The organism is Syntrophales bacterium, assembly GCA_023229765.1.
Taxonomy (GTDB): Bacteria; Desulfobacterota; Syntrophia; order Syntrophales; family UBA5619; genus DYTH01.
In genome coordinates this window covers 44,985-52,950 of the sequence record JALNYO010000024.1, presented here as the reverse complement: position 1 = coordinate 52,950, position 7,966 = coordinate 44,985, and the positions used below count along the sequence as shown (strand labels likewise).

Sequence of the window (7,966 nt, the reverse complement as noted above, 5' to 3'; positions counted from 1 at the left end):
TGCGAGTTGGAGTTAAAGACCGAAAAAATTGGAGGGACGCGCTTCGTCGCGTCCGGAACGGCGCTTCGTTTTCAAGTGAAAAAATGCCTATGTGAGGCTTCTCTCCAAAATTGCTATTTTTTCCGATAAACGTTCAGCCCGACCTTGGCCTCTTCATGTCCGTCCACGGAAACGTTCCCTTCCGTCGAGGCGATGATAATGGTCTTCCCTGATGAGGACGGGCCAAAATCTTTCGACAGGTCAACCTTGATGGTAAGAATATTGCCTTCAACCTTCATCTCTACGTTCTTCATAAATCGCTCCTTTTGTGAACATTAAGCTTCGCTTTGTGGCTTTCAAGGGCCAATATTCGTTGCCTTAATTCCTCCGGCACGGGAACCTTTTTGTTTTCTTGATAATTGAAGGTCACGATCAGCCCCTCGCCTTCGGCGGCCATTTTCTGACGGCTTGCACTGAAAACGCAGTAGCCCATCATAAAACTGTGCTTTCCGATGTTCGTAACTTTGGCTCCGATCAGAACATCGTCCGGATATGTAATCTGCACCTTGAATTTGCAGGAGAGGGAGGCGAGAATCGGGCCGATTCCTGTCCTGGCCATTGCCTCGATCATGTCCAGCTTGTAAAAATAGGCAATCCGGGCGCTTTCGAAATACCTTAAGTAGATGATGTTGTTGACATGCTGGAAGGCATCCATCTCCCCCCAGGCCACAGGCGTCTTTATCACTACCGGATAACCATTCAATAGGTTTTCCATCCCGACCTCCGTTGTAATATCTGGTTACGGCGCTCATACCACATATTTTTTATTCCCGGCAGAGGAAATTATGAATTTTTTTTGGCTAACACCCATTCCCGAGGTCGGGAACTTTGCCGGATACGCCTGACCGAAGGAAGAATGAAAACATTGCATCCAACTTTCCGCCCCTTCAAAGGATGGGCCAGGGTGGGGATGGGTGGGGCCCGGCAATTTCAGGAGCGGATGATATCAACCGGGTTGATCTGGATCGCCTTGACCGAGGGGTATATCCCCGCGACGATCCCGGAGAGGGCCGAGGCGGCGAAGGAGAGAATCAGTCCCGGTACGGAGATGGTTGCCGGATAGACCAGAATCCTGGCGATGGCAAGGCTGGCCAGGATTCCCGCGAGAATCCCGATCAGACCGCCGGTTACCGAAATGAAGGAGGATTCGAGCAGGAATTGCAGGATGATATCGCGCCTGCGCGCTCCTACCGCCCGGCGGATCCCGATTTCTATCCTCCGTTCGTTCACGATCAGAATCATGATCGACAGAATCCCGAGGGCGCCGATCAGAAAGGATGCCGCCGCCGCTGTTCTGCCCAGGATCGTTATCATGCCCATCGCGTCATTTTTCAGGGAGTTGACGTCCTTCAAATCGACAACGGTGAAATCGTCTTTAAATCCTTCCTTTATCCTGTGCCGCATCCGCAACAGCGCGGCGATGTCCGTTTGCAGGGTCGCGATGGCGTTGCCATTTGCCGCCTGAATATAGATAGAATTGACATATTCCTGGTTGGTAAAGGTGCGCAAGAAGGTCTTGAGCGGGATGAATATCTGGTTGTCCTGGTCATTTCCCGCGATATCGGAGCCCTTGGCAATCGTAATGCCGATGACCTGGCAGGGGACCCGCCAGATCAGGATTGTTTTTCCCACCGGGTTTTCCTTGCCGAAAAGTTTTTCGGCGGTGGTCGGACCGAGCACGGCGACCTTCCGCTGGTTTTTGTCATCGTCGTCGGTTATCGAGTTCCCCTCGGCAATTTCAAAATTACGGACTTCCGCGAAATTGGGGGTAACGCCGTTGACGGCGATGGCCTTCAATACCGAGTTTCTGTAGCGGATGGGGAAGGCCTTCATCCCTGCCGGCGAGACCTGGGTTGCCGCGGGCAGCGAGTCCAAAATGGCCGTGCCGTCTTCCCGTGTCAGGGTGGTGGAGCGGCTTGTCAGGGAGGTCCGCGGGCCGTGCTGATGGAACTGGCCGCTGAAGACAATGACGAGATTTTTGCCGAGATTGTCGATTTCCTGTGCCGTTTTTAACGAGAGGGAGTCGGAAAGGTTGCCCACGATAACCAGAGACAGCGTCCCGAAAAACACCCCGAGCACGGCGAGCGCCGTCCGGAGTCGGTAGTTGCCGAGCGCGCCGAGGGCGATTTTCAAATTGAGGATGATTCTATTCATGTTCAGCCTCGGATCGCTTCGATGGGTTTCAGGTTGGCCGCGCGGGATGCCGGCTGGAGGCCAAAGGCAATGCCGACAATCCACGAGAGGATAAGCCCGATCACGAAGGCCTTCCAGGAAAAATAGATCGGGAAATCGGCCAGTTTCTGGAGCAGTTTGGCCCCGGCAAAGCCTAAGAGAAAGCCGCAGGCGCCGCCCGCCGTGGTTAGAAGCAACGCCTCGCCGAGAAACTGGTACAGGATGTCCCGTTTTTTTGCCCCGACCGAACGGCGGATGCCGATCTCCCCAGTGCGCTCCCGGACGGACAGATGAAAGAGATTTGCCAGGACAAAGCCTGCGACGACAAGCGAGATGATCCCGACGATGCCCACAAAGACGATCAGCGATCCGGTCAGGGCGACGAGAAATTTTATGATGTCCTTGGAAGAGAATATCTGAAAGTCGTCCACTTCCCGCTCGGGAATGCGGTGCCGCATCCGCAGGAATTCCTTGAGTTCCTCCATGCGCAGATCGATGTTTTCAATATCCTCGAAACGCACCCGCAGCACCGAGACGTATTTTGCCTCGTTCTGCAGCTTTTTCATGACGGTTGTAATCGGCATCACCACCCGATTGTCGAGGTTGCTGCCTCCCATCGAGGCCCCCCTTTCCAAAAGAACGCCGACCACCTGAACGGGAATCGTTCTTACCTGGATAAACTTGCCGACAGGGTTTTCATCGCCGAAAAGCTCATGCATGGTTTCGCTGCCGATCAAGGCAACGTTTGCGGAACGTTTGAGGTCTTCTTCGGTGAAATCCGACCCCTCCACGACCGGCCAGCTCCAGGCGACGCTGTAATCGCTTGTTGAGCCGACAACCTGGGACGCGTAGCGGTTTCCCAGGTAGGAGACGGTTACATCGCGGAGAGTGTTCATCGGGGCAACGAGGTAGGCGGTGCCGAACGAGGCGCGGATCGCGTCTGCGTCCGCTATCGTCAGAGTTTTTACGCGCCGGGTAATCGCCCGCGACTCCTCCGAGCCGCCGACAATCAAAACGGCGTCGGGGCCGAAGACATCCACAATATCGTAGGCTTTTTGAAAGGCGCCCTCGGTTGTGGCGACAATGATCGTGATTGCCGAAATGCCGATGGCGATGCTGAGGATGCAGAAAAAACTCCGCAGTTTCAGGGCAATGACCGCGGCAAGCGACTGGGAGAGGATGTTGATGATTCTACTCATCGATGATGACACCGTCTTTTATCCGGATGATCCGCTGGGCGTTGGCGGCAATCGCCGCGTCGTGGGTCACGAGGATTACGGTTTTGCCTTTTTTGTTCATTTCGGCAAGCAGGTTCATGATTTCCGAGGCGGTTTTGCTGTCCAATTGACCGGTCGGCTCGTCGGCAAGGATCATCTCCGGGTCGTTCATCAATGCCCTACAGAGGGCTACCCGCTGCTGTTCCCCCCCGGAGAGCCGGTTCGGACGGAAGTTCATCCGCTTTTCGAGGCCGACCAGGTGGAGAAGTTCAACGGCGCGCTTCTCGACGTGTCCCCCCCCTTTTTCCCTGTAAAGCGTCGGCAGCAGCACATTTTCCAGAACGGTCGCATAGGGGAGAAGATAGAAGCTCTGAAAAACAAAGCCGATATGGGTGTTGCGAAGTTCGGAAAGATCGTCGTCCTGCAGTCCCAGCACCTCCCTCCCTGCTAGCAGATAGCGCCCGGAAGTTGGGACGTCGAGGCAGCCGATCAGGTTCATCAGCGTGGATTTCCCCGAGCCCGACGTGCCCATGATGGCGATGAATTCCCCTTCGTCAACCGCCAGGTCGATTCCCTTCAGCACCTCGACGGATACGTTTTCGCCGAGGCTGAAGGTCTTTGTAACATTTTCCATCAGGCATAGTGCGGTCATGGACGGCTTCCACTCGCGTTTTTAGCAGCGCCGTTCTTGGGCGCGGTCGGCAGGACGAGTTTTGTCGCAAGTTCGGTTCCCTCGGCAACCCCGGAGAGAACCTCGGTGCGCTCTTCGCCGCGGATTCCGAGCTTCAACTGCACCTTTTTGACGGACCGGGAACCTTTCGCTGCTATATATGCGATCTGACGTCCTTTTTCGAATTTGATCGCGGCGTTCGGAACCGTCAGCACGTCTGACTTTTCGGTCAGGACGATCTTCACATGGGTTGTCATCTCCGGACGGAGGAAGGCCGCGTCGGCGGGGGAGACTTTCACCGTTGCGAGGTAATAAACGATGTTGTCCTTGACGACCGGCTGGGGGTTGATTCTCTCGATTGAACTGGCGAAGGTGCGGTCGGGGAAGGTATCGACGGTGTATTCGACCATCTGCCCATTTTTTGCCCGGCCGACATCGGTTTCGTCAATATAAGTCCACATTTCGAGTCGCGTCGGATCGAGAACCGTAACGAGGTTGGCGACCTGAAGACCGGCGACGATCGTTTCGCCCTCCTGCCCGGTGACATCGGCGACGATCCCGGCGAGCGGCGAATAGATGCGCGTATAGGAAAGCCGGATCTCCTGCTGTTCGAGCTGGGCCGTTATTTCTTTGATCGTGGAGTTGGCGATCTGCTCTTGCGTGACGAACTCCTCTTTGAGCCGCTGCAAAACCGCCTCCGCCGCCAGGGATTGATTCTGCGCCCGGTCCAGCGCATCTTTTGTAGTGTATTCCTTTTTGAGCAGTTCCTGCTGGCGCTCGTAGGCGATGCGGGCGTAGCTCCGATTCGCCTCCGCCTCCTTTATTTTCTGCGGGTAGGTAAGTTTGGTCTGCGCCAGGGTGCTTTGGGCGACGCGCAGGGCGGCCTTCTGCTGATCGATCGCTTTCAGGGTTTCCCGGTCGTCTATTTTGGCGATAAATTGTCCGGCCTTGACCCGGTCTCCCACCTTGACGAGCATTTTATCCAGTCTGCCTGTGGCCCGGGCGCCGATTTTCACCACCGCCCCCACCTGGGATTTGATGATCCCGGTTTCGACAAGCACGCCCCGGATATTGCCCTTTTCCACCCGTCCTGTCTCGAGAACCTGTGTCTGCGGTTTGGGGTACAGCTTTTTGTATCCGGCAAATCCTCCCGCGCTCAGTATTGCAATCAGAACAACTGCCCACAATAATTTTTTCTTCACGTTATTCCCTCGTAAGACACATATTTCTTTCGCGTTTCTCTAATCAAAGCTGTTTTCCCGATATTTTTTCCAGAAGGGCCGTGGCCAGGGCGACGTTCAACTGCGCGGCAATCAGTTGTTCCCGCGCGCCGGCCAAGAGGCTTTCCGCCTGGACAAGCGACAGGATGTCCCCCACGCCGACCTTGTATTCGCCAAAGGCCTGTTCGTAGTTCTGAGTCGCCTGCTGAAGTTGTGCGCCGGCAACCTTATTGTTGCGCATCGCCGTCGCGAGATCCTCCCACCCCTTGCGGCAATCAAGCAGGAGCTGCCTTTTCAGCTCCTTGATGTTTTCGTCGGAAATCGCAATCTCAATTCCCGCAGCTTTCTTCCGGTAGAATTTGCCCAGTTCGAAGATATTCCAGGATGCTGTTAAACCGATGTTTTTGTCTTCCACCATCCTTGTTCCCAACGTGCCCGCATCACCCCGGCTGTACGAGAGATTGGCGGACAGGGTCGGATAAAAATCGGCCCCGGACAATGAAAGGTTGCTTTGGGCCGTTTTCAGGGCGATTTCCGCTTGGCGTATTTCCGGCCGCTGAAGCGTGGCGTCGGCCAGGGGGTTGAACTCCGGGAGGGCGCTGTCGAACGACAACGTTCCTTCCGGAAGATCGTTCAAAATATTGTTTTCGTATGCATTATGAACATCAAGCTCCGCTTTGCCGATCAGGGAAGAGAGCTCGGAGACGGTTTTGTTGAGTTCCCCCTCCGCCTGAACGACGTTGAAACGGGCCTGTTCGAGACGCACGGAGGCCTGAAGAACCTCGGAAAGCCGCGCGACGCCCAGCTTGCGCCTCCCTTCAGCGATGTCATAATCCGTCTGGGCATTCTTTAGTTGGATCCGGCGCTGATCAAGGATATTTTTATCAGCCAGAGCCGTGTAAAAGATGACCTTTACCCGATAGTCGAGTTCGAGCAGATTTTTCCGCAGCTCTTCCTTTTGTGTTTCGAGATTGAATCCCGCTATATCCCTCACAGGACGGCGCCGGGGATTGAAGAGGCCGTAAGAAAGCGTCGCGCCGTAGCCCTTTGTGCTGTAATCGTCGCTGCTTCTATAGTCCCGATCCGCCTGCGCGGACGCATCTATGCTGGGAAGGTAGGGACCAAGTGTCGCTTGATATGAAGCGTCAGCCGCCTCCACCTTTTTTTTCACCGCCTGATAGGAGGGGAGGTTTTCCCGCGCCTTTGACAAAGCATCCTGCAGCGTCAACGCCGAAGCCGACCCCATGAAGGCCGGCATTATCCCCAAGATAAAACCGATAAGCGCCGCTTTTCTAAACATTATCCGTTCCCCATAAAAAAGACCGCCCCAGTTCCCTGCCTTCGGCTATGGACAAAACGGCGATGCGCGGAATATACCGTAAATAACGACCATACGCAAAACAAATGTTTGCAGGCGGCGAGGGTTCATATCCCGCGATAGGCGCGGCTGGAAAGACCGAAGATGATGACCGCAAGGGCCAGTAAAAGCCCGCCAGACCCGACCGCTGCCTGAACTCCAAAGGCGTCGGTCAAAAGGCTCATGAGCATGTTTCCCAGAGGCAGGGCGGAAAAGGTAAGCATGTAAACGCTCATGACGCGGCCGTGATATTGCCTTTCTGAGCGGCCCATGATGAGGGTGGCGTTCAGGGAAAGATAGCCTGAGGAGGCGATGCCGATGACAAAGAGCATTGGCAGCGCCAGGTAAAAAGAACCGCTGAAGGCAAAAATCGCCAGCGTCACCCCTAAGAGAGCCCCGAGGGCAAGCTGAACCATGCCGGGCCGCTTTAGACTGCCTGACGAGGCGATGGCAAGTGACCCGGCGATGGCGCCGGCGCCGTTTGCCATCATCAGCATCCCCAGCCCCGCGGGGCCCACGGCGAAGATATTTTTTGCAAATACCGGCATCAGGGCCTGGAAGGGCATGCCGAGGATGATCGGGGCGATGCTCAATACAAGAAGTACCAGCAGGACCTGGTTTCCCCGGATATAGGAAATTCCCTGAACGAAAGATTGCCACCCCTTTGCGCCAGGTTCTTTCCTTTGTGCGCGGTCGGGGATTCTAAGAATGCTGGGGATTACCAAAACATACATGGCGGCCATCAGCAGATAGACGCCGCCCGCGTTTATCCAACTGATGCCGATCAGCCACCCGGCAAGCGGCGGGCCGATAACCCGGCAGGCATTGAACCCGGCGCTGTTTAAGGCAATCGCGTTCAGCAAATATTTAGGGCTGACGAGTTCAGCTATAAAGGACTGGCGGGCCGGCATTTGAAAGGAGAAGGCGGTTCCCTGAAGAAAGGAGATGGCCGCCATCTGCCATATTCCGAGGGCGCCCGATATCACTAAAACGGCCATGAGCAACGCGGCGGCGGTGGTAACTCCCTGGGAGGCCAATAAAATCATCCGCTTGGAATACCGGTCGGCGATTACGCCAGCCGGCAGGGAGAAACAGAGCATGGGAATGCCGAATCCGAGCGATATCAGGCCGATTGACGCTGCCTTGCCGGTAAGCTCGAAGGCAAGATAGCCATTGGTAAAGAAATTCATCTGTATCGCCAGAATGCCCGGCAGCATCCCTGCCCAAAGGACGCGGAAATCACGTTCCTGGAGCGACGGAAAGGTTTTTAACCAGGGACGACTCGTCATTT

Annotated in this window: 8 protein-coding genes; all 8 read right to left on the bottom strand. The window is 55.4% G+C overall.

What is annotated here, in order from left to right:
• Nucleotides 1–113 precede the first annotated feature (113 nt).
• Nucleotides 114–293, bottom strand: a complete 180-nt coding sequence (locus M0P74_12410; GenBank protein MCK9364385.1) for a hypothetical protein — start codon at nucleotides 291–293, stop codon at nucleotides 114–116.
• The gene (locus tag M0P74_12405) at nucleotides 290–754 is read right to left on the bottom strand and encodes an acyl-CoA thioesterase (protein MCK9364384.1); all 465 of its coding nucleotides are present in this window, start codon (nucleotides 752–754) and stop codon (nucleotides 290–292) included. The genes M0P74_12410 and M0P74_12405 overlap by 4 nt, the downstream gene beginning before the upstream one ends.
• A 215-nt stretch (nucleotides 755–969) precedes the next feature.
• The gene (locus M0P74_12400; GenBank protein MCK9364383.1) at nucleotides 970–2,193 is read right to left on the bottom strand and encodes an ABC transporter permease; all 1,224 of its coding nucleotides are present in this window, start codon (nucleotides 2,191–2,193) and stop codon (nucleotides 970–972) included.
• A 2-nt stretch (nucleotides 2,194–2,195) separates the two neighbouring features.
• Nucleotides 2,196–3,410, bottom strand: coding sequence for an ABC transporter permease (locus M0P74_12395; GenBank protein ID MCK9364382.1), 1,215 nt, complete (start codon nucleotides 3,408–3,410; stop codon nucleotides 2,196–2,198).
• Entirely contained in the window at nucleotides 3,403–4,080 is a 678-nt protein-coding gene (locus M0P74_12390) for an ABC transporter ATP-binding protein (protein MCK9364381.1), read from the bottom strand. The genes M0P74_12395 and M0P74_12390 overlap by 8 nt, the downstream gene beginning before the upstream one ends.
• Nucleotides 4,077–5,300: an efflux RND transporter periplasmic adaptor subunit gene (locus M0P74_12385; GenBank protein ID MCK9364380.1), complete on the bottom strand. Its 1,224-nt coding sequence runs from the start codon at nucleotides 5,298–5,300 to the stop codon at nucleotides 4,077–4,079. Before M0P74_12385 ends, M0P74_12390 begins: the two co-directional genes overlap by 4 nt.
• Before the next feature lie 43 nt (nucleotides 5,301–5,343).
• Nucleotides 5,344–6,618, bottom strand: a complete 1,275-nt coding sequence (locus M0P74_12380) for a TolC family protein (GenBank protein MCK9364379.1) — start codon at nucleotides 6,616–6,618, stop codon at nucleotides 5,344–5,346.
• 125 nt (nucleotides 6,619–6,743) lie between these two features.
• Nucleotides 6,744–7,964, bottom strand: a complete 1,221-nt coding sequence (locus M0P74_12375; protein MCK9364378.1) for an MFS transporter — start codon at nucleotides 7,962–7,964, stop codon at nucleotides 6,744–6,746.
• Nucleotides 7,965–7,966 lie beyond the last annotated feature (2 nt).

What these genes read in the sequence shown, in the direction of transcription:
- M0P74_12410 (MCK9364385.1), bottom strand. Translation starts at nt 293, where the DNA reads ATGAAGAACGTAGAGATGAAGGTTGAAGGCAATATTCTTACCATCAAG.
- M0P74_12405 (MCK9364384.1), bottom strand. Translation starts at nt 754, where the DNA reads ATGGAAAACCTATTGAATGGTTATCCGGTAGTGATAAAGACGCCTGTG.
- M0P74_12400 (MCK9364383.1), bottom strand. Translation starts at nt 2,193, where the DNA reads ATGAATAGAATCATCCTCAATTTGAAAATCGCCCTCGGCGCGCTCGGC.
- M0P74_12395 (MCK9364382.1), bottom strand. Translation starts at nt 3,410, where the DNA reads ATGAGTAGAATCATCAACATCCTCTCCCAGTCGCTTGCCGCGGTCATT.
- M0P74_12390 (MCK9364381.1), bottom strand. Translation starts at nt 4,080, where the DNA reads ATGACCGCACTATGCCTGATGGAAAATGTTACAAAGACCTTCAGCCTC.
- M0P74_12380 (MCK9364379.1), bottom strand. Translation starts at nt 6,618, where the DNA reads ATGTTTAGAAAAGCGGCGCTTATCGGTTTTATCTTGGGGATAATGCCG.
- M0P74_12375 (MCK9364378.1), bottom strand. Translation starts at nt 7,964, where the DNA reads ATGACGAGTCGTCCCTGGTTAAAAACCTTTCCGTCGCTCCAGGAACGT.